The following is a 20333-nucleotide window of genomic DNA, read 5'->3' on the forward strand; positions in this document are numbered from 1 at the left end:
CGACCAGAGGGCTCAGCGCAGGACCGCCCCGACCACCTCGGCCGCGCTCGCGACGGCGGCGTCGCGAGCCGCAGACGCCTCGCCCTCGGTAAGGGTGCGGTCGGGCGCACGAAAGCGCAGCTTGAAGGCCAGCGAAATGCGCCCCTCGCCGATCTGCGCGCCGGTGAACACATCGAACAGCGAGATGTCCTCGAGTAACTCGCCCGCCCCTGCGGCGAGCGCATCCAGGACGGCCTGGGCGGGCACGGCGCTGTCTACGTGGACCGCGACGTCCTGCAGCACGGCCGGGTACGGCGACACGGTCGGCGCGGGGAGCACCTCGGTGAGCGGGATCGCGTCGAGGTCCACCTCGGCGGCGCAAGTGCGGGGCGGCAGCCCGGCACGCTCGAGCACGGCCGGATGCAGTTCGCCCGCATGCCCGACGACGGTGCCGCCCACAAGCACCTCGGCGCACCGCCCGGGATGGAAGGGCTGGTACTGCACGGGCCGCAGCTCGATGTCCACGTTCGCCGCTCGCGCGATCTCGCGGACCGCCTCGAACGCGTCGGCCGCGTCGGACGGGCGACCGGCGCCCCACGGCCCGGACGGCGTGCGCAGGCCTGTGAAGACGACACCGACGTGCTCCGGCTGCCTCGGCAGCGACGCGTTCAAGGCGGCGACCTCGTCGTCCGTGGGCCGGCGGTCTACCGGGATCGGATCGACGGCACCCGTCTCATCGGTGGGCAGGACGACCTGGCCGACGGTGTACAACGCGAGATCGCGCTGTCCGCGAGAGACGTTGCGAGCCAGGATCTCCAACAGACCGGGAAGCAATGTCGTCGCGAGCTCGGGGCGGTCGGCCTCGAGCGGGTTGAGCACCTTGGTCGTGCGGCGACGGACATCATCGGGATCCAGACCCCACGTATCGAACACGGCCGCGGGCAGGAACGGGCCGGGCAGCACCTCGACGTGTCCGGTGTGCGCAAGCCCCCGGCTGACCCGTCGACGGCGCTGCTGGCGCGGTGTCAGACCGCGCCCGCCGGGCGCGGCCGGGAGCACGGGCGGGATCTGCTCTAGCCCCTCGAGCCGCAGCACCTCCTCGACCAGGTCGGCGGGCATGCCGAGGTCGGGCCGCCACGTCGGGGGAACGACGGTCAGCGTCGCATCGCCTTGGACGCGACAACCGATCTGAGTCAATCGCCGTTCGGTCGTGCCGGCCGGGTAGTCGACCCCGGCGATGCGCGCAGGAAGACCGGCGTCGATCGTGATCGCGGGTCGCTCGGAATAGCCACCGATGTCTGTGATCTCACCGACGACGGTGCCACCCGCGATCTCGGTGAGCAGACGCGCGGCCTCGCGGACCACCCACACGCTGATCGCGGGGTCTACGGTGCGCTCGTAGCGCTTGGCGGCGTCGGAGGACAGCTTGTGGCGCTTGCCCGTACGGAACACGGCTACGGGGTTCCAGATCGCGCCCTCGAGGATCACGTCGGTGGTGCCGTCCGCGACCTCGGCGCCTGCGCCGCCCATGACGCCCGCCAACGACACGGGACCCGTGTCGTCGGCGATGACCGTGTCCTCGGGATCGAGGGTGCGCGTCACGTGGTCGATCGTCTCGAGCGTCTCCCCTGCCGCCGCCTTCCGGACGACGAGACCACCGCGCAGGCTGGCCTCATCGAAAGCGTGCAGCGGCTGTCCCGTGAGCAGCATCAAGTAGTTCGTCACGTCCACCGCGGGTCCGATCGGACGCACGCCGGAGGTGAGCAGGCGCCGCTGCAGCCACCACGGGCTCACGGCCCGCGGGTCGATGCCCTCGACCCGCATCGCAGTGAAACGCGTGCAGCCCGAGTCGGATTCGACTCGCACTGCGACCTCGCCGACCCCACTGCCCCGCTCGGGCGACGGGCGGGTGATATCGGTGAACGGCAGGTCGTAGCCGCACGCCAACTCGCGGGCCAGGCCGCGCACCGAGAATGCATAGCCACGGTCCGGCGTGACATTGAGCTCGATGACCGAATCATCCATCCCGAGAACGGCCTTGGCGTCAGCGCCCGGCTGCGCGGTGCCTGCGGGCAGCACCAGGATGCCCGCGTGGTCGCTGCCGATGCCTAGCTCGCGAACCGAGCAGATCATCCCGTCGGAGACGTGGTCGTACGTCTTCCGCGCGGCGATCTCGAATCCACCGGGCAGCACGGCCCCCGGGAGTGCGGCGACGATGAGGTCGCCCTCGGCGAAGTTGCGTGCGCCACAGACGATGCCGCGGGGCTCGGCCTCGCCCACGTCGACCTGGCAGAAGCGGATCGGCTTACGGAAGTCCGTGAGCTCCTCGATGTGGCGGACGCGCCCGACCACCAGGGGGCCGGCGACGGTGTCGAGGGAACCCAGCTCCTCCACCTCGAAGCCGACGCGAACGAACCCGGCATCCAACTCCTCGGGGGTCACCCCCCAGTCGGGGGTATCCCGACGTAGGACCTCGGTGAGCCAAGACTGCGCTACTCGCACTGGCACTCAATCCTTTTCGTTCAGTGGTTCGGTTCGGCCGTATACGGTGCGGATCAGCCCTGGACGCCGAAGGGCAGGGTGAAGCGCACGTCACCCTCGACGATGTCGCGCATGTCGGAGATCCCGTTGCGGAACTGCAGCGTGCGCTCGAGTCCCATGCCGAAGGCGAACCCGGAGTACAAGTCGGGATCGATACCGCAGGCACGCAGCACATTCGGGTTGACCATGCCGCAACCGCCCCACTCGACCCAGCCCGCACCACCCCTCTTCTGCGGGAACCAGATGTCCACCTCGGCGGACGGCTCGGTGAACGGGAAGTAGTTGGGCCGCATCCGCGTCGTCGTATCGGGCCCGAAGAGCGCCTTCGCGAAGGCCTCCAACGTGCCGCGTAGGTGCGCCATCGTCAGACCCTTGTCGACGGCGAGCCCCTCGACCTGGCTGAACACGGGAGTGTGGGTCGCGTCGAGCTCGTCGGTGCGGAAGGTGCGGCCCGGGCACGCGATGTAGATCGGCACGTCGCGGGAGAGCATGGAGCGGACCTGTACCGGCGACGTGTGAGTGCGCAGGACCTGCCGGGATCCCTCGGGCGCGACGTAGAAGGTGTCCTGCATCGAGCGCGCTGGGTGGTCCGGCAGGAAGTTGAGCGCATCGAAGTTGAAGTGCTCGGTCTCGACCTCGGGCCCCTCCGCGATCTCCCAGCCCATGCCGACGAAGACGTCGGCGACCTGGTCGGCGATGATGCTGACCGGGTGGCGCGCGCCCTGGGGTGCCCGGCCCGTCGGGAGCGTGACATCGATGGACTCGGCGACCAGCACGGCTGCGTCGCGCTCAGCGTCGAGCACCGCCTTGCGCTCCTCGTAAGAGGCGCGGGCCCGGCCCTGCGCGACGTTGACCCGTTTACCGGCGTCCTTGCGCTCCGTCTTGGGTATGGAGCCGAGTGCGCGCTTCGCCAGGGCCAACGGGGACTTCTCACCCAGGTGCGCCAGGCGGGCCTCGTTCAGCGCCTCGAGCGTCGCAGCGGCCGCGAACGCCTGCGCAGCGTCGGTTGCTGCGGCGTCGAGCGTGGCCTCGCTCAGGTCGGTGACTTCGGCTTCGGACACAGGGCTGGGCTCCTCGGAGGCTCTGATCGAATCGATCCATCTGGCATCTGGCATGAACGAATGCCAGAAGCCTAATCGACGCCACTCCGGGGCCGAAAACCTATTACCCCGCCTCCGCGATCTCGATCGCTCGCCGCACCTCGGCGATCACGTCATCGGGGTGACGCACGCGGTCGTAGCCGAATCGCAGTAACGACCAGCCGCTCGGCTCGATCCGGCTCCGGCGTCGCCGTCTCGGACGCTGTGCCGCCGTGCGCCCAGCCGGAGCCCGTAACACTGGGGCGCGATGTCCGCTGGTGGGTCGTCTGCTGGATGGAGACGTGACGGGCGTCGCGTTTCAGCACCGGCGATCGGCGACTAACCTCCGCTCGCGCCCCGCTGCTCGAGCCACGCGGCGACGACGGTCTTCGGCGCGCACGCACACCAGGCGTCGGTGATGACCTCGGCCAGCTCGTCCCGGGTGATCTCGTGCAGCCTGGACGCCCGGACCAGCACGGCGTTGTAACCGTCGAAGTGCGGCGTGGTGAAGAAGGGGCCACCGGCCTGCACCAGCGCGAGCTTGTCGGACTCGTCGGGTGTCCGGATGAGCACCACGTCGTCCATCCGCACACCGTTCTCGTCGACGGCATCGGGACGCGGGGAACGGTTACCGCAGAACACCTTACGGCTGACCTGCCAAGCGGGACGTCCGCCCCATGCGGCGATCTCCTGCACGCGCGGCAGGCTCGCGGCGATCTCCGCCACGTCCTCTATTCACGCCTTCCGGGTCACGACCGGCACGCTACTACTGCCACACGCCGCTCGCGACCGGCGAGGACCCCGAGGATGGCCGCGCAGACGCACAGGTGAGCGGCCATCAGCCAGATCGGCGTGTAGCTGCCCTCCACGTCGCGGGTCAAGCCGGCCAGCAACGCCATCAGACCCGCACCCACCTGGTGGAAGACGTTCACCCACCCGAACACCACGGCGGCATCGGGGCCGAAGTACCGGCGGCACAGGGCGAGCGTCGGCGGCACCGTCGCCACATCGAGGAGACCGAACCCGACGGCGAACCCGATCAATGCGGGATCGACGCGCGCCCCGAGCGCGAACGGTAGGACCGCGAGGGTCACGCCCCGCGCACAGAAGAACACTGCGAGCACCGCTCGGGCGTCGACGCGGTCGGTGAGCCAGCCCGCGCCGACCGTGCCGGCGATGTTGGCCACGCCGATGACGGCCAACAGGCTAGACGCCGCGGTCGGCGGCATGCCGTGATCCGCGGCGGCCGGCGTGAAATGGCTCCACATGAGGCCGTTGGTGGTGGCGCCGCAGAGCAGGAACATCCACGCCAGCGTCCAGAACCGGGGGCTACCGATGCAGGCCATCGCGACCGAGAAGGTGCGGCGGAGCGGATCTTCTCGGGCGGGTGCGATATCGTCCGCGGTCGCGCCGTAGCGCTGAACACCCACGTCACGGGGGTGTTCACGGAGCACGATCCCGACGAGGATCGCAGCCCCCGCGGCGAGGGCTCCGCACACCAGGACCGGGCCGCGCCAGCCCACGCGGTCCATCACGGCCGACAGCACGGGCAGCATCGCGAACTGGCCCACGACGCTCGCCGCGGTGAGAATCCCGCTCGCGAGCCCGATCCGCCGTACGAACCACCGCTGAGCCACCGTCGCCCCGAACACCATCGTCACCGCTCCGGTGCCGAGGCCCGCGAGCACGCCCCACCAGACGACGAACCACACGACGGACGGCGCTGTCACCGTCAGCGACGCGGCGACGGCGAGCAGCACCAGCGCGGCCGCCGTGACGCAGCGGAGGCCGAAGCGATCGGTCATCGCTGCGCTGAACGGGGCGACGACGCCGTACAGGACCATCCCGATCGCCACTCCCGACCCGATCGCGCCGCGACTCCATCCCCGCTCCGCCACCAGGGAGTCGGTGATCAGCCCCGCCACCGTGGTGAACGATCCGGCCGCCAGCAACGCGGTCGACGCCACCGCTGTCATCCGCCATGCGGGGTGCTTCCATCCCATACCCACGGTCTAGCGCATTGGAGATTCTGACGGTAGTATGCACTTCCTCGTCCCTATACGACAGATCGGATACCAATAGTGGTAAACGCAGTACGTGAGCCCGTCCGGCGCGCGGTCGACATCTGCCCGATCGAGGTCAGCATCGCGGTCCTCGGCGGTGCGTGGAAGATGACGGTCGTCAAGAAGCTGCTCGACGGCCCGCTCCGCTACGGGGAACTCCGCCGCTCGGTCGGACCCGTGACCCCGCGTGTGCTCACGCGCCAGCTTCGCGAGCTCGAGGACGATGGAATCGTCACACGCACGGCCTACCCGGAGGTCCCGCCGCGCGTCGAGTACGCCCTTACCGACCTGGGGCACGCCCTTTCGCCGTTCGTCGCAGCGCTGAACGAGTGGGGCGACCGCTACACGCGCGAGGTGGTGGCACGGGCCTGATCGAAAGCGGGGCCCGACGCTTGACCTTGACATCGTGCGAAGGTCTCTACTGAGCGGCGAAGGAGGTGGTCCCATGACCGCGAACCACTCGAAGCTCGCCGACGCCCTGGTGGCGCAGGATCCGTCGACGCGGCTGCGCGCCGCGCTGGCCGCCGGAACGCACCCCCGTACCGCCCTCGCCGGCGTGCTCGTCGCACGCTGCGCCGAGGAACCCGACTTCTACGTGCGTGACATGCTGACGTGGGCCCTGACTCGGCTGCCGACCGAGGTCACACTCCCTCTGCTGCACGCTGAGCTACATTCCGAAACCGGGCAGGCGCGCAGCCAGGCGCTGCACACCATTTCCAAGATCGCCGACCCGTCCTCGTGGGCGGAGCTCGAACCGGTGATGCTGCGCGACGAGGACGACGAGGTGGCCCGCAGCGCTTGGCGAGCGGCCGTGGTGCTCGTCCCCGACGCACGGCGCGGCGAGCTGGCCGCCCTTCTAGCCGCATCGCTCGGCCGCGGCGACCGCGACCTGCAACGTAGCCTCAGCCGCGCCCTCGTCGAGTTGGGCGACGCCTGCGAGCCCGCGTTGCGGGCCGCTGCGACGAGCGCTGATCCGGGCGTACGCACGCATGCGGCAGCAACCGAACGGCTGCTGGAAGACCCCGACGCGGCCTTCGCTATCGACGTGGACTCCGCCCGCCGCATAGACGCTCTGGGCGGGTCGCCGTGCTGATCGGCGAGGTCGCGCGACTCTCCGGCGTGAGCGCTCGTATGCTCCGGCACTACGAGTCCCTTGGTCTGCTGCGCCCATGCGGACGCACGATCGCCGGTTACCGCGAGTACGGGGCCGACGATCTCCGCCGCATCCTGCACGTGGAGAGCCTGCGATCGTTGGGGTTGTCGCTGCGCGAGATCACCCGCGCCGTGGACGACCCGGACTTCGCCCCGGCGACACTCATCGCCGAGCTGATCGAACGCACCGAGCAGCGCCTGCTCCGCGAACAGGAGCTGCTCCAGCGGCTCCGCGGCGTCGCCGCTTCCGATCCCGGGCAGTGGCGGGAGGTACTGCGCATCGTCGAGTTGCTACGCGGTCTGGACTCCCCGGCCGCCGCGCACCGTCAACAGGCAGCCCTCGCCCCGACCGACGACGGCTCGGTGCCCGCGGAGGCGCTCGCCGAGGCCGTGCTCACGGAGTCCGACGCGAACGTCGCCGGCGCGCTGCGCTGGGCGCTGGCCCGCGCGGACGGCGACGTGCTCGCACTCGTCGCCCCGGCGCTGCGCTCCGACGACGTGGCGGTGCGGCGCCGCGCCGTGCTGGCGGTAGCCGAGCTGACCGGGCCCGGGACGGACGAGACGTTGGCCCGCGCGCTGGACGACCCGGATCGACAGGTGCGCCGGACGGCCGCCCTGGCGTGCGGCGCGCGGGGGCAGGCGGCGTCGACGAACGCCTTGGTGGACATGGTGGTGTCCGGCGACGGCGACGTCGAGGCCTCCGAGGTACTGGGCTCACTCGCCGCAGACCCGGCTATCGGCACGACCATCCTGCACGCGCTCGTCACCGAGATCGATTCGCCGAGGTCGACATCCGTGGTGAGGGTGCGCGTCGTACAGGCGCTCGGCGAACTCCCGTGCGCGCTCGCCCACGGAACCCTGACCCGGCTCGCCGGCGACGGCGACCGCACCGTCGCCGCCATCGCGGCGGCGCTCCTGCGGTCGGCATGACCCCTAGCGCTGTTCGAACGCGCCGGCCGCGAGCAGCTCCAACGCCACCAGCAGCAGGTCACGTTCGCCGTGGTCGGGCGCTCCAGGATCGACGAGTCGCTGCATCGCCAGGCCGTCGGCCAGCGCCGTCACGATCGCGCCGAGCTGGTACGCCGGGACGGAGGCGCGAGCTCCGAGACGTTCCTGCACACGTTCGATCAGCGCCGCCATCGCTCCGCGGATCGCGGCGTGGCGCAGGGCGAAGGCTGGTCGGAGAGACTCGTCCCGCATCGCCGCCGCCCAGAACTCGAACAGCAACTGCGCGTCCTCAGGGCTCTCGCGGAGCAGTTCTCCGTAGTGCCGACTGATCGCGCGAAGCGTGTCATCGGCCGCCTCCGCGCCGGCGAATGTGGCGTCGTAACCTGCCACCCACTCCGTGAATCGATCGTCGAAGACCGCCAGGAAAACGTCGCTCTTCCTGGCGAAGTGGTTGTACAGCGCTCCGGTGGACAGCCCCGCTTCGGCCACGATGTCCGCAACGGTGGCGTCGCGATAGCCCTTGCGGCCGAACACACGGGCTGCCGCGTCCAGCAGCTCACGTCGCGTCGACGCGCGCCGCTCCGACTGGGTTCGCCGACCTGCTTCCACACGGTCGACGTTAGCTTGCACTCTTACATACCGAGTGCTCGTTATGTATTGTTCGGGTCATGACCGCCGAGCTCCGTCCCCGCCACACCCTCGTCCGTGACCGGCGCATCGCCTACGTCGAAGCCGGCGACGGACCCCGGACCGCGCTACTGATCCACGGGTACGCCGCGTCGTGGAAGTACTGGCTACACACCATCCCCGCACTCGCTCGTACGCACCGCGTGGTCGCGATCGACCTGCCTGGTTTCGGCGACTCCGAGGACCCCGACGCGCACGGATTCACAGATCAGCTCGACGCGATCCATGCGTTCCTCGACGCCGTGGGCATCGACCGGTGTGACGTCGTCGGCCACTCCATGGGAACACTCGTCGCCTGCGAGCTCGCGGCGCGGCATCCGGACCGCGTCGATCGCGTCGTGCTCACCGGCGGACCCATCAGCTCCGTCATCGGACTGTTCCGGAACCCGTTGGGGACGCTGAAGCGCCATCCCGAGGTCGCGACCTTCATCGTCGAGGCGCTGACCGCGGGGTCCCCTCCTTCACCGCCGATCCGGCGCCTCATCACGACGCAGCGGTGGGCGCGCTGGGCCGCGCTGCGCGCCTACGTCCCGCATCCGTGGGCGCTGGATGCCGAGGACGTCGCTCGCATCCTCGACGGTGCGGGCCCCCCGGCGGCGTGGCCGACCCTGCGGCAGGGCTTCCGTTACGACGAACGGCCGGCTCTCGCCGCCGTCACCCAACCGACGATCGTCATCAACGGGGCACGCGACACGATCAGTCCACCCGCGGACGCGCGCGCATTCGCCGCGGCCAATGATGCTGTCGAGGCCGTCCACCTGATCCCCGACGTCGGCCACATCCCGATGATCGAGTCGCCGACGGCGTTCAACGAGCACCTCACCCGGTTCCTGGCGTCACCTGCGGTCGCCGACCGGCGAAGCCGACGGGCAGGCGACCGCGACTGAATCAGCGAGCGCAGATGCGCGCCGCCGTCGTGAGGATCAGGAACGCCGCGAGCGACTCCCACCCCGTGACGGTCCCCAGACCGCTCTTCGCAGTGAGCAGGAGAGCGACTCCGGCGCAGACCAGCAGGACGCCAGCGCAGGCACTGTGTGCGCCGCCGGACGGTCGATCCCACCACGGAAGACGTCGGTGCTCGAGTGGCGAAAGCGACAGGAACGCCACGAACATCAACACCGCGAACACCGCCTCGCGCAGGGCGAGCGCGGGCCAGAAGCCCGACGCGTGCGGTTCGTAGGCGTCGCTGCCCAGGTAGTGCAGCGCGAACGCGGCGAGCGCGATCACGGGAATGTGCCACAGGTAGAGCGTCATCGCTCCCCCGTTACCGACGGCCACCGCGTACCAGAGCCGCGGTCGCGCGGCGAGGCGACGCAGCGGGCCCGCGATCATGACGAAGCCCAGCGACATCCAGACGCAGTGGAGCGCCAGCAGCAGAGTCGGCGGCGAGACGTTCGAGACGTGCTCCGCCCCGGTCACCACCAGCGATAGGTCGTACGGCCCCACGATCGCGAGCGCGACCTGCGCCGTCAACGCGGTCACAGCGCCGCACGCCGCCACCCGCACCGTGATCAGCCGCCGCGCGTACGCCACCCCGATCGCGGCGGGGATCAGCCACACGATCAGCAGGTTCGGCATCCCCGCCGCGGCGCTGGCCTGCGAGATACGCAGACCGTCGAAGGCGGCGGTCAGCACGAGTAGGGCTGCGACCACGGCCGCCGCGCAGCGCGCTGACCGCATCCGGCACAGCGCCGGTACGAATGCGAGCACGACCACGTACACCCCCAGGAACCACAGCAGCGCAACGCACTCCTGACCGACCGCGGCTGCCGACTCCGGGCCGAGTACGAGCCGTATGCCGCAGAGCGCCGCCGCCCACAGCAGGAGGTACCAGAACACCGGCCGCAGCAGACGCTGTCCGCGTCGCATAAGCCATGCACCCCAGGCGTTCCCGGTGGTGTACCCGTAAGCACCCGCGGCGCCCCCGGCTAGGAAGAACAGCGGCATGACCTGCAGGACCCAGGTGATGGCGTCCACGCCGGGCAGCGCCCCGAGGAGGTTGGCGATGTGGACGCCGTCGCCGTCGACGGTGGCGAGCAGTAGCGCGCAGTGCCCGAGCATCACCACGAGCAGCGAGGCGAGGCGTGCGACGTCGACGGCGCGGTCACGGCCGGCCGGTGTGCCGGCGACGACCGTCGTTCGGCTCGGCAGAAGGCTCATCGTCATGCATACAAGCTTCGTCGGGCTTGTACCGCGTGCGGATGCGTAGGACTACGCGTCCGGACCGGGGGAACTCCCCCGATGTAGCGCCCTGGAACTCGCGTACAAGCAGATCGAAGCGGCGGTTGCGAGGTTCAGGGATTCGGCCCGGCCGCGGATCGGGATCCGGACCCGATGATCTGCGAGCGCCTGCACGTCCGCGGTGAGACCGTGAGCCTCGTTGCCGAACAGCCAGGCGGTCGGCCGCGCGAGGAGATCGTCCGCGTCGTCGAGATCGATCTCGCCGTCGCCGGCGGCGGCGAGCACCGTCAGGCCCCGCATGTGCAGGTCACCGATGGCCGCCGCGGTGTCGCGCGAGCGCACGATCGGGAGGTGGAAGATCGAGCCCGCAGATGCGCGCACGCACTTACCGTTGTGCGGGTCGACGGCCTCCCCCGCCAGCACCACGGCGTCGGCACCCACCGCGTCCGACACCCGCACGAGCGTCCCCGCATTGCCCGGGTCGGCGATGTCGACCGGCACACTGACCAGCCGTGCATCGTTGGGCACGGACTCGGCGTCGAGCAGTCGGCAGACCGCGACCACACCCGGCGGGGTGACGGTCTCCGACAGGCTGCGCATCGCCCTGTCGGTCACGAGGGTCGGATCGTCCCCCACACGGCCGCCGTAACGCCGGGCACCTTCTACGGTGGCGAAGACCTCGACCACGACCCCTGTCTCGAGCGCGGATTCGACCGCGTTGGCCCCCTCAGCGAGGAAACGGCCCGCCTTGCGCCGCGCTGCGGCGCGCAGAAGCTTGGATGCGGAAACGACCCGCGGGGTGCGCTCGGTGAAGAGCGCGTCCGCGGGTCGTTCGAGGTGATCGGTCACCCGGCCGGAAGTCAGTTGGCGGGCGCGTTGACGTCGGCCGGCAGTGCGGCCTTCGCGACGGCGACCAGGCCGGCGAAGGCGTCGGCGTCCGACACGGCCAGCTCGGCGAGGTTCTTGCGGTCGACCTCGACGCCGGCCAGCTTCAGACCCTGCATGAAGCGGTTGTACGTGATGTCGTTCGCGCGGGCCGCAGCATTGATGCGGGTGATCCACAGCTGGCGGAAGTCACCCTTGCGCGCGCGGCGGTCGCGGTACGCGTAGGTGAGCGAGTGGAGCTGCTGCTCCTTCGCCTTGCGGTACAGACGCGACCGCTGACCGCGGTAGCCCTTCGACGCCTCCAGGATGGAGCGGCGCTTCTTTTGTGCGTTCACTGCGCGCTTGACGCGTGCCATAGTTCTAGGTCCTTCGAAGAGTAGGGGTGTCGGGTCGGCTTACTTGCCGAGCAGCTTCTTGACGCGGCGGACGTCGGCCGGCGAGACCTCGGTCTTACCGTCCAGACGCCGGGTCACGCGGGACGACTTGTGCTCCAGCAGGTGGCGCTTGCCGGCCTTCTGACGCAGAAGCTTGCCGCTACCCGACACCTTGAAACGCTTCGCGGTGCCGCTGTGGGACTTGTTCTTGGGCATGGGGATGTCTCGTCTCTGTCTCGTTCGCGGGCCGACCGGGGTTGCCCGGTCGGCGTGCAGTCACTCGGACCGGGGGGCCGCCCCGCCCTTGTCCTGCTGCGCCTTGGCGCGGGTCTTGGCGCCCTTGTGCGGGGCGAGCACCATGGTCATGTTGCGCCCGTCCTGCTTGGCGGACGTCTCGATGAAGCCGTAGTCGGCGACGTCGGCGCCCAGCCGCTGCAGCAGGCGGAAACCGAGCTCGGGTCGCGACTGCTCGCGGCCACGGAACATGATGGTGACCTTGACCTTGCTGCCCTGCTCGAGGAACCGGACGACGTGACCCTTCTTGGTCTCGTAGTCGTGGTCGTCGATCTTCGGCCGGAGCTTCTGCTCCTTGATCACGGTCATCTGCTGGTTCTTGCGGGATTCGCGCTGCTTCTGCGCCGCCTCGTACTTGAACTTGCCGTAGTCCATGATCTTGCACACGGGCGGTCGCGCGGTGGGCGCGACCTCTACCAGGTCCAGGTCGGCTTCGAGCGCGAGCCGCAACGCATCTTCAACACGCACGATCCCGACCTGCTCGCCCTCTGGTCCGACGAGCCGGACCTCGGGAACGCGGATCTGACCGTTGATGCGGGTCTCAGTGCTGATGGGGCCTCCTCTTGTAGGTGCTCACTGCGAGCGGGTATGTCGTCCCGACCGCGGCGCAGCCACCAGGCCCTGCCACTCAGCCGTCCGGCGCAGTAAGCACTACACACGAACAAGGGCCCCTCCAGGCGAATGCCTGCGGGGCCCGTAACCGACCGATCGGGACCATCGCGGCGCGTGCCTGCGATCGTCTCCCTCAACCGAGGGACCACGCCGAGAATTCCCAGCGTGCCGACCGGACCACTCGGCAATCTCGAAGGACGCCGACGTGGTGGGAGCGGGACTCCACTTGCTGCCCTGTTCCGTGCTCCCCAGGCATGGGGCGACGCGGACCGGGGCGGTCGCACGTGAAAGTGTAGCAGTCGTGAGCGAGAACCCGAATTCGTACGACCTTCCCGAACAAGGCCTCCCCGAGCGCGACCTCGCCGAGATCCCGTCGATCGAGGTGATCTCCCGCGCGATGGTGATGCTGATGAGCTCGGCCGCCGAGAAGCTGGGCCTGTCCGCCGAGGTGCCCTCCGAGAGCCGGCATTTCGACCTCGACGAGGCCCGCCGGCTGATCACGGCCCTGGCCGGGCTGCTGACCGCGTCGGTCGAGTATCTCGGCCCGCACGCCGGTCCGTTCCGGGACGGCCTCAAGTCGCTGCAGCTGGCGTTCCGCGAGGCCAGCAGCTATCCCGACGAGCCGGGTCAGGGCCCCGGTGAGAAGTACACCGGCCCCGTCTACGGCTGACGCCTGATTCCTCCGCTGGTCGCCCGCTTTGCAAACCGCCGAAGGTCACGGTTGAATAACAGCAGAGCAACGTCCCTCCGGAACCGAAGGACCATACATGACCACCAAGTCCCCGCTGCGTACGGCTACCGTCGCCGGTGCCGCCGGCCTATCCCTCCTCGCGCTCGCAGCGTGCGGCGTCAGCTACGCCGACCCCGCCGGCTCCTCGGCGAGCGCATCGTCGTCGGCCGCGAAGCCCGCCGCGCCGGCCGCCGCAGCGTCCTCGTCGGCCGCAGCCTCGTCGTCGGCCGCCCCCCTCGAGGTGTCCGCTACCGCCGGCACCTACAAGGACTGCGTGGGGATCCGCGACACCGTCCCGACGACGGTCACGTGGAAGTGCGGCGACTCCGCCAGCACGATCACAGGCATCACCTGGAAGTCGTGGGGCGAGAAGACGGCCGAGGGCGCCGGTTCTCTGACCGACGCGAACGGTACCGCCACCAAGGTCGCGATCGAGCTGAGCAATCCGACGGGCAACGACCGCCACTTCAGCGAGCTGAAGGTGACGCCTAAGAGCGGCAAGGCCGCCAAGCACGAGCTCTCCTAGCGCGGCGGAGCACGGCTCTCGGTGACTTAAGAGTCTCCGTGACTCAGAGCCGCAGGCGCCAGCCCGACGATGCGGCGACCAGCCGCATCGTCGCCAGTGGCCCGGCCTCGACGGACCATATCGCCTCGGGTGGCGCACCCAGCGCGGTGACCGCCGCGGCGCGCAGGACCACGGGGTGCGTCACCGCAACGGCCCGCCCGCTTCCCACCTCCGCGAGGAGGTCACCCACACGCGCAAGCACGTCGGCGGCCGATTCGCCGCCGGGAGGCCGGAACGCCGGATCGGACAGCCAGCGCATCAGGTCCTCGCCCGGGACGTCATCGGGTGCCAGGCCCGCCCACTCCCCACACGCCTGATCGCGGAGTGAGGAGTGCGGCGCGCCGTCGGCTCCGAAGGCGGCGGCGGTCTCGACCGCCCTTCGCTCCGGAGCCACCAGAACGGACCCCGCACGGGCGAACACGCTCGCCAATGCGGGCGGCCGCGACCCGAGCGGCTCGATCGCCTCGTCCGAGGGGAATCGGGCGGCCCGGGTCGCGGCAGTCATCGCATGCGCGACGAGCGTCAGCTCACGCACTCCCGGTTCACACCGACGGTGCCAGGGCCCGAGCCCGGCTGCGTTCAGCGAGACGGCTGATCAACTCACCGCCGGCCAGCCCGATCACGAGCCAGAGGATCACCTGAGCGCCGACCGAGTACAGGCGGAACGAGAACAGGTCGTCCGCGTCGAACCCCGCGAACAGGACGTGCCCCGCCGAGTCGGTAAGCGGCTTGGGTGTCTCCGTCACCGAGCCGGGCGGGTTACCCGCGAGGCTGCCGAACGTGGGCAGCAGCAGCGCGGCGACCCCCCACCCGACGACCGCGACGGCCCCACCCGCGACGGTGGCGTACCAGGCACCTATCCGCGGCGCCAGCGTGAGTCCGGCGATCCACGCGATCCACACCAGCGCGACACTGATGGCGACCATCAGCAGATATAGACCGCCGCGCTCCTTGATGGTGTCGGGGTTACCGATCGCCGGCGGGTTGGCCGGATACTTGAGGTACGGCAGCAGGTACACCCCGACGAACATCGACGCCGCGATCGCGAGTGCCAGCCGGCGCGGCTCCATGCGCGCGACGTGTGGTGCCGCGACGCAGTACACCACCGCGAACAGCGCACCCATGGCGCAGCCGACCGCGATGATGCCGACCCCGATGCCGATGTTCGCCTGGATGGTGCGGCTGAAGATGTCGGGCCCGTCCTCCATGTGCATATGCATCACGGAGGCCTTGGCCTCGTCGCGCGCGGATTCGTAATCGATCGCGCGGCTGATCACCGGCTCCGCGAAGATCCTCGCGAAGACGAATGCAAGCAATCCCCCGAGCGCGCCGGCGAGTACGCCGCGCGCGATGATCCGCCCCTCCATGTCAGTGGCAGGGGAAGCCGAGGAAGTGGCGAGCGTCGTGCACGAACTCGTGCACGTGCATATCGTTGCCGAACACCGACACCGCCCCCTGGTCGACACCGACGAAGTAGTAGACGGCGAGCGCCAGGAACACCGTCACGCCGAGCACCAACCACCGGCGGGACACCGTGAGCCCGAGGTCGCCCACGTGGGCGACGGAGGTCTTATCAGCCATCAGAGGGCCTCTCTGCCAAGGGGTTCACGCGCCCCTTCGATCCGACTTTCGTGTGGCCCGGCTCGGGTCTGGCTTCACAGTGGCGCGACCGCTTCCGCACTCGGAATTCCTCCGCCGGGATGCGCTGACGCTAGCACGCACCACCGACACCGTCGGCTCCGAGACTCGTGCGCCCATCGCGAACCGGGACGATTCGGTCGACACGTGCCAGATCGGCCTCGTGGTGGCTGATCAGCAGCACCCCCGCCCCGCTCTCCGCGCGGTACCCGTCGAGCAGCTCGTGCACCCTCGACGCCGCGAGCGCGTCGAGGCCCGTCGTCGTCTCGTCGCAGACCAGCATGCGCGGCCGAGCCAGCAGGCAGCGGGCAAGCGCGGCGCGCCGCAGCTCGCCTCCCGACAGGCCCCCGGGGTGCCGCGCGATCGTCGCCTGCTCGAGGCCGAGTTCGGCGAGTAGCGCCTCGGCCTCGGCGTCGGCAGCCTCACGTCCTAGGCCGCGCAGCCACCGCGCCGTGGCACCGACCTGCGTGAGCACCGTCCGGTGTGCATCGAACGACGCCCGGATCTCCTGTGGCACGTACTGCACCGCCGCGGTCTGCGTGCGCGACCTGGCCCGCAGACTGCCGAGGGCGACGCCGTCGACCAGCACCCGTCCGGCGGCGACGGGAGCGAGCCCTGCGACGGCGCGAGCCAGCGTCGACTTCCCCGCGCCGGAGGGACCGACGAGCCCGACGAGCTCGCCCGCACCCACTGCGAGGTCGAACGGCTCGGTCAGCAGGTCGAGATCGATGCGGACCCGAACGCGGTCGAGGCGCAAGAGGTCGCCCCGCGTGCCGCGCGGTGTCACCACCGCATCCGTCCGGGGCGCCGGCGGCGCGAGACGGCCTTTCCGGAGGTACAGCAACTCGTCCCCATGCGCCGCGAGCGCGGCATCGTGCGTGACGAGCAGAACGGCGACACCGTCGCCGGCGAGCGCGGCGATGCCGCCCGCGAGGCGGTCCCGCGCCGCTCCGTCCAGACCCGACGAGGGCTCGTCGAGGATCAGCAGATCGGGCCTGGTGACGAGCACCTGCGCCACCGCGAGGCGCGACCGTTGACCGCCCGAGAATCCGTGCGGGAACCGGCGCAGTGCGCGACGTGGCAGCTCGCCGGCCTCGAAGCCCACCGCCTCGAGAGCGGCGCGCACCCGCGCCTGCCCGCCGTCCCTGCGTCCGCCGAGCGCAGCGTATCCATGCAGGGCCGTGCCGACCCGCCGGCCGGGGTTCAGCGTGAGTGCACCGTCCTGCGGCACGTATCCCACGCGCGTCCCGGGCGGGATGTCCAGATCGCCCGCGACCCGAGCGCCCTCCGGCAGCGCGCCCGCCAGTGCGGCGGCCACGGTCGACTTACCTGCCCCCGAAGGCCCGGTCAGTACCGTGACACGACCGGGCTCGACGTCGAAGTCGATGTCGCGCACCAACTCCCGCTCACCAACGGTCACTGTGAGACCGCGGATGCGCGCGCTCACCGTCGCCCTCGCAGCCGCTGGTCGAGGGCTAGGTTGATGCCCAGCGCGAGGGACACGATCATCGCCGCCGGCAGGTACACCGACCACGGCGCGACGAACAGCCCCTCTCGGTTGGCGGCGACCGCCACGGCCCAGTCGGGCGAGGAACGGTCGAAGCCCACGCCCAGGAAGTTCGCCGCCGCGAGCACGTAGAGGGCAGCGACGAAGCGCACGCCGACGTCGGCGGCGACCGGTCGGGCGAGTTCGCGCAGCGCATAGCCCGACCGCGCGGTACGCCCGGCGCCCTGCAGCCGCAGCGCGTCCATGGCGGGGCTCTGCGCGACGTCCCTCGCCGCCATCCGGACGAAGCGCGCGATGGGTGCCACGAGAGTGATGCCCACCGCGCAGCCGACGATCACGCGTGAGCCGTCGGAACGGAGCGCTGCCACGATCACGATGAGGATCGAGGGCAGTGCGAGCAGCACGTCGACGGGGCGCATGATCAGGTCGTCGAGCCACGGCCGCGGCGTGGAGGCGGCGGTGGTCCCGAGTGCGAAACCCACCGCATAGGCGCAGGCGACGGTGACGAACAGCGTCACGATGAGGGGACGGCCGCCGGCCAGTACCGCGGCGAGCACGTCCCGCCCGAAGCGGTCGGTGCCGAACGGCGCCCACACCGACGGCCCGAACGGCGCCTGCGCCCGCGTGGGGGCGAAGCGCGCGACCTCGGGCCCGATCAGTGCCGCCACGATCGGCACCCCGACCAGCACGCCGGACACCGCGTAGCGGCGCCTCATGCGCGCACCCGCTGGGGAACCATGCGCGCACCGAGCGCATCGATGCCCGTATTCGCAAGCACCGCAGCGATTCCCGTCAGCAGCACCACCGCCAACACGACAGGCGCGTCACGCGCCCCGATCGCATCTATGAGGGTGGTGGCGATCCCCGGCATAGCGAATACCGCCTCCACGACGAGCACACCCGATAACAGGGAGTCGCCCGTCCGACCGAGGTCCTGCATAGCGGGCCCCAGAGCGTTGGGCGCGACGTGCCGCAGCAACAACTCCGCGGGCGCGACACCGAGGCGACGCGCCTGGGTGATGTACGGCCGGCGCATGGTGTCGACGACACCCGCGCGCACGAGCCGCACCAGCGGGGCGGCGACCCGGCACACCATGACTACGAGCGGCAACACCAGATATCGCGGGTCGGCGGCAACGTCCTCCGGCGACATCCCGATGGTCGTGGCGGGCAGCAGCCGTCCCTCGACCGCGAGGTAGCTGACCAGCACGATGGCCAGCACGAAATCGGGGATCGAGTCGACCGCGATGGCGACGGAGGTCACCACCCGATCTGCGACGCCGTCCGGCCGGAGTCCCGCCCACAACCCGGCGAACCCGGCGACGGGGACGAGCGCCACCGTCGCCGCGAGCGCCATCACGGCGGTGACCGTGAGCGGCCCCGAGATCACGTGCCACACCGGGCGGCCCTGCGATACGGAGATACCGAGATCCCCCCTGAGCACCGATCCGCACCATCGCAGGAATCTGTCGACCGGACTCACGTCGAGCCCGAGCAGCATCCGCGTCTCCTGCCGCTGCGCCGGGGTCGTGACGTCCCCGCTCTGCACGTCCGCGGCGTCACCGGGCAGCAGCAGCGTCAAGACGAAGGTCAGAACGAGCAGGGCCGCGAGCTGGAGCCCGCCGATCCACAGCCGCCGCGCCAGCAGCCTCACGCCCTGGTCCGGTCGAACCGTGCCCAGTCGAGGGAGTTGGGAACGCCCGTCGGCACTCCGGTGAGACCGGCTCGGTAACCGACGGTCCACGGTGTCGTCGCCCAGAAGATGTAGCCGCCGCGATCGTGCAACGTCTCGTGCATGCCGTGATAGATCGCCGCACGCTCCTGCTCCGAAGAGGCGGCCTGTGCCCGCCGGTAGCTCGCGTCGAACTCGGGGTCCGCCCACTGGGTGACGTTCTTCGACGCGCCCGTCAGCAGCCGGGACCCGAAGTGGTACGGGATCGCGAGCGGGCCCGACTGGCCCACCACCATGTCACCCCGCTTGTAGTAGTCGGTGTAGTAGGTGTCCTTCGACCCCTCGGTGACGTCGACGGTGACCCCCGCCGCCCTTGCCTGCTTCGCGAAGAGCCGGGCCGCCTCCACGAGTCCGTTCGCGACGGGCGCTACGAACAGCTCGAAACGCAGGCTCGTCACCCCCGCCTTGCGCAGCAGCGCGGCGGCGGCATCCGGATCGTGGCGGTGCGCCGGAAGGTCCGATGCGTAGTACTGGTATCCGCGCCCGAAGACGTCGTCGCCGACCTCGCCCGCGCCCTCGAGCGCGACCTTCACCAACTCGTCGCGATCGACCAGCAGCATCATGGCGCGCCGCACATCCGGATCGCGGAACGGTGCCTGCTGTGTCTTCATCGCGAAGTACAGGATCCCGCTGTTCGGGGTGGCGTGCACCGCCCGCCCGGCCGTCCCGCGGGCCGTCGCCGCGGCCGATGCGGACAGGTCGTCGGCGAAGTCGATCTGCCCGCTGCGCAACGCGGCGAGGCGGGCGTCGGCCCCTGCGCTGAGGATGCGCAGCTCATCGACGGCGGCCGCGCCGCCCCAGTGCCCGTCGAATCTGCGAACCACCAGCTCGCGGCCCGGCGTGAACCTCTCGAACCGGAAAGCCCCGGTCCCCACCGGATGAGCGAAGTCCGTCGCACCCTTCTTCACGATGCGCGTCCCGTACGCCGTGAGGCGGCTGGGCAGGTCGAAGGCCGGCTCCCGCAGCACTATCTCGACTGTGCGCGCATCCACCGCCCGGCACGCGGAGGCGTCGACGGCCGACAGCGTCGACTTGGCGATCATCGGCCGCGCAGTCTGCTGCTTACCGAGGATTCGGCCGAGCGTGTACAGCACATCGTCGGCGGTGAGCGCGGTGCCGTCGTGCCACCGCGCGTCTCGCAGCCTCACCCGCCAGCGCGTCCCACGCGCGTCGGCCTCGGCGGATTCCGCGAGCCGTGCCACCGGCCGCATCTGTGAGTCCGCCTCGAACAGCCCGTCGAAGACGTGCTTCGCGCGCGCCTCGTCGATGAACTGTGGGCCGACGCCCGGGTCCATCGTCTCCGCTGCCCCCGAGCCCTCGTAGGCGCCCGCGCGCCGCGTCGTTCCGCGGGGGCCCCCCCCCCCCC

The 20333-nt window shown here is 70.5% G+C and carries 23 protein-coding genes; 6 read left to right on the forward strand and 17 right to left on the reverse strand.

What is annotated here, in order from left to right:
• Positions 1-12 precede the first annotated feature (12 nt).
• The 4 genes from pheT to P0W64_RS20255 form a co-directional block, all read right to left on the reverse strand.
• Entirely contained in the window at positions 13-2481 is a 2469-nt protein-coding gene (gene pheT / locus P0W64_RS20240) for a phenylalanine--tRNA ligase subunit beta (RefSeq protein WP_275481983.1), read from the reverse strand.
• Between the two features lie 53 nt (positions 2482-2534).
• Positions 2535-3581, reverse strand: a complete 1047-nt coding sequence (pheS, locus tag P0W64_RS20245; protein ID WP_275481984.1) for a phenylalanine--tRNA ligase subunit alpha — start codon at positions 3579-3581, stop codon at positions 2535-2537.
• Between the two features lie 357 nt (positions 3582-3938).
• A complete protein-coding gene (locus P0W64_RS20250; RefSeq protein WP_343232889.1) occupies positions 3939-4325 on the reverse strand; it encodes an MmcQ/YjbR family DNA-binding protein in 387 nt (128 codons plus the stop codon).
• Between the two features lie 23 nt (positions 4326-4348).
• Positions 4349-5602 (reverse strand): MFS transporter, encoded by a 1254-nt coding sequence (locus P0W64_RS20255; protein WP_275481985.1) that lies wholly within the window; start codon positions 5600-5602, stop codon positions 4349-4351.
• Between the two features lie 78 nt (positions 5603-5680).
• Here P0W64_RS20255 and P0W64_RS20260 point away from each other — a divergent pair, with 78 nt between their 5' ends.
• The 3 genes from P0W64_RS20260 to P0W64_RS20270 all read left to right on the forward strand — a co-directional run bounded on the left by P0W64_RS20260 (position 5681) and on the right by P0W64_RS20270 (position 7744).
• A complete protein-coding gene (locus P0W64_RS20260; protein ID WP_275481986.1) occupies positions 5681-6034 on the forward strand; it encodes a helix-turn-helix domain-containing protein in 354 nt (117 codons plus the stop codon).
• 73 nt (positions 6035-6107) lie between these two features.
• On the forward strand, positions 6108-6755 hold the full coding sequence (locus tag P0W64_RS20265) for a HEAT repeat domain-containing protein (protein ID WP_275481987.1): 648 nt from the start codon (positions 6108-6110) through the stop codon (positions 6753-6755).
• A complete protein-coding gene (locus P0W64_RS20270; RefSeq protein WP_275481988.1) occupies positions 6749-7744 on the forward strand; it encodes a MerR family transcriptional regulator in 996 nt (331 codons plus the stop codon). Before P0W64_RS20265 ends, P0W64_RS20270 begins: the two co-directional genes overlap by 7 nt.
• A 3-nt stretch (positions 7745-7747) precedes the next feature.
• Here the strand turns inward: P0W64_RS20270 and P0W64_RS20275 are convergent, their stop codons facing one another.
• A complete protein-coding gene (locus P0W64_RS20275) occupies positions 7748-8371 on the reverse strand; it encodes a TetR/AcrR family transcriptional regulator (protein WP_275481989.1) in 624 nt (207 codons plus the stop codon).
• Positions 8372-8430: 59 nt separating this feature from the next.
• Between P0W64_RS20275 and P0W64_RS20280 the strand changes: the two genes are divergently transcribed.
• Positions 8431-9336 (forward strand): alpha/beta hydrolase, encoded by a 906-nt coding sequence (locus tag P0W64_RS20280; protein ID WP_275481990.1) that lies wholly within the window; start codon positions 8431-8433, stop codon positions 9334-9336.
• Position 9337: 1 nt separating this feature from the next.
• On the opposite strand, the gene P0W64_RS20285 is transcribed toward P0W64_RS20280, so the two are convergent.
• Genes P0W64_RS20285 through infC form a run of 5 tightly spaced genes read right to left on the reverse strand, consistent with a single transcriptional unit; the run spans position 9338 to position 12735 of the window.
• Positions 9338-10615 (reverse strand): acyltransferase family protein, encoded by a 1278-nt coding sequence (locus P0W64_RS20285; protein ID WP_275481991.1) that lies wholly within the window; start codon positions 10613-10615, stop codon positions 9338-9340.
• 45 nt (positions 10616-10660) lie between these two features.
• Positions 10661-11479, reverse strand: a complete 819-nt coding sequence (locus P0W64_RS20290) for an RNA methyltransferase (protein WP_275481992.1) — start codon at positions 11477-11479, stop codon at positions 10661-10663.
• Positions 11480-11490: 11 nt separating this feature from the next.
• Entirely contained in the window at positions 11491-11871 is a 381-nt protein-coding gene (gene rplT / locus P0W64_RS20295) for a 50S ribosomal protein L20 (RefSeq protein WP_275481993.1), read from the reverse strand.
• 39 nt (positions 11872-11910) lie between these two features.
• The gene (rpmI, locus tag P0W64_RS20300; protein WP_275481994.1) at positions 11911-12105 is read right to left on the reverse strand and encodes a 50S ribosomal protein L35; all 195 of its coding nucleotides are present in this window, start codon (positions 12103-12105) and stop codon (positions 11911-11913) included.
• Between the two features lie 60 nt (positions 12106-12165).
• Positions 12166-12735, reverse strand: a complete 570-nt coding sequence (gene infC, locus P0W64_RS20305; RefSeq protein ID WP_275482006.1) for a translation initiation factor IF-3 — start codon at positions 12733-12735, stop codon at positions 12166-12168.
• A gap of 361 nt (positions 12736-13096) precedes the next feature.
• Here infC and P0W64_RS20310 point away from each other — a divergent pair, with 361 nt between their 5' ends.
• Together P0W64_RS20310 and P0W64_RS20315 are read left to right on the forward strand one after the other, a co-directional pair.
• A complete protein-coding gene (locus P0W64_RS20310) occupies positions 13097-13465 on the forward strand; it encodes a DUF1844 domain-containing protein (protein WP_275481995.1) in 369 nt (122 codons plus the stop codon).
• A 97-nt stretch (positions 13466-13562) separates the two neighbouring features.
• A complete protein-coding gene (locus P0W64_RS20315; protein WP_275481996.1) occupies positions 13563-14051 on the forward strand; it encodes a hypothetical protein in 489 nt (162 codons plus the stop codon).
• Between the two features lie 43 nt (positions 14052-14094).
• On the opposite strand, the gene P0W64_RS20320 is transcribed toward P0W64_RS20315, so the two are convergent.
• The 7 genes from P0W64_RS20320 to P0W64_RS20350 all read right to left on the reverse strand — a co-directional run.
• The gene (locus tag P0W64_RS20320) at positions 14095-14625 is read right to left on the reverse strand and encodes a histidine phosphatase family protein (RefSeq protein WP_275481997.1); all 531 of its coding nucleotides are present in this window, start codon (positions 14623-14625) and stop codon (positions 14095-14097) included.
• Positions 14626-14632: 7 nt separating this feature from the next.
• Positions 14633-15457 (reverse strand): CbtA family protein, encoded by an 825-nt coding sequence (locus tag P0W64_RS20325; protein WP_275481998.1) that lies wholly within the window; start codon positions 15455-15457, stop codon positions 14633-14635.
• A gap of 1 nt (position 15458) precedes the next feature.
• A complete protein-coding gene (locus tag P0W64_RS20330) occupies positions 15459-15671 on the reverse strand; it encodes a CbtB-domain containing protein (protein WP_275481999.1) in 213 nt (70 codons plus the stop codon).
• Between the two features lie 130 nt (positions 15672-15801).
• Complete coding sequence (locus tag P0W64_RS20335; protein ID WP_275482000.1) at positions 15802-17175, reverse strand: ATP-binding cassette domain-containing protein; 1374 nt, start codon at positions 17173-17175, stop codon at positions 15802-15804.
• Positions 17172-17951, reverse strand: a complete 780-nt coding sequence (locus tag P0W64_RS20340) for an ABC transporter permease subunit (protein WP_275482001.1) — start codon at positions 17949-17951, stop codon at positions 17172-17174. The genes P0W64_RS20335 and P0W64_RS20340 overlap by 4 nt, the downstream gene beginning before the upstream one ends.
• Positions 17948-18889, reverse strand: a complete 942-nt coding sequence (locus tag P0W64_RS20345; RefSeq protein WP_275482002.1) for an ABC transporter permease — start codon at positions 18887-18889, stop codon at positions 17948-17950. The genes P0W64_RS20340 and P0W64_RS20345 overlap by 4 nt, the downstream gene beginning before the upstream one ends.
• Positions 18886-20333 (reverse strand): ABC transporter substrate-binding protein (locus P0W64_RS20350; RefSeq protein ID WP_275482003.1); only part of this gene is annotated, 1448 nt, incomplete at its 5' end. The genes P0W64_RS20345 and P0W64_RS20350, both read right to left, overlap by 4 nt.

The organism is Tsukamurella sp. 8F, from assembly GCF_029167375.1.
Lineage (GTDB): Bacteria > Actinomycetota > Actinomycetes > Mycobacteriales > Mycobacteriaceae > Tsukamurella.